At 44.9% G+C, this 873-nt stretch carries 1 pseudogene; it reads left to right on the forward strand.

The features are described from left to right. Nucleotides 1-660: pseudogene (locus GAC_RS02545) on the forward strand (hypothetical protein); the annotation flags it as partial. Nucleotides 661-873: the final 213 nt, after the last annotated feature.

Here is an 873-nt window from a genome sequence, read left to right on the forward strand (position 1 = left end):
CCGGAAATAAAATATGTTGCGGCATGCATGGATTATACTATTGGTGGCATGTTATGTCAGAGATTTCAAGATGCTGGATACACCCATAGTAGGTGTTTTCGGATTTTTGGTTTGTTATTTCACTCTTCTACCACAACTCAGCAGATGGCAGAATTGTATGAAGGTGATCTAGAAGTATGTATGTCGGCGTTTTATGACTTTCCGATGCTTATGCACTGTGCTGCATACTCATTCATGGCACGGCGGTTTACGGCGGAGACGGGAATGGATCTGCAAGACGCTATACGCGCACACAATACTCTCAGGATAGACCATGAGCGCGACGGCGGAGTGACGAAAAGAGCTGCATCCATGCTATACCACATGTGTAATGCGTTAGGATTTCGGTTTTTGACTCATGACGCATTATCAGCAGTGATTGCAACATCGGTTCTACGTCTTTACGGAGATACACTGGAAAATGCCCGTATGGGGGAGGTTTTGCGCGAATATAATTGCCAAGCGGAGGTCCCCGCACTATATAATTGGCGCCACGCTGACATGGTAGCTGGGCATCAGTACGAAGCTATTGCAGGGCTTACTTCGTTATCACAGAAGTGCCAAATTCAAGAGCAGGCACCATTTGAGGTCCAAGTGCCGGGTGGCAGAGCAATCCGATAGTGTGTATATCCAGATAAATTGCAATTTTAGCACTATATTGTGTATACATAATTTTTATATCTGATATGTTGTAATAATGCAGCTATATAAACGCTGCGGTATACATCGACGTGGACGAATTATGGAGGATATATGCGTGGGCGATACTATGAGACCGTATATGAGGAAAGTTGTAGCGTCCCTATGTCGGAGATACTTCCCATAGTGCGCGAA

Origin of the sequence: Anaplasma marginale str. Florida, assembly GCF_000215485.1 — a bacterium.
Classification (GTDB): domain Bacteria; phylum Pseudomonadota; class Alphaproteobacteria; order Rickettsiales; family Anaplasmataceae; genus Anaplasma; species Anaplasma marginale.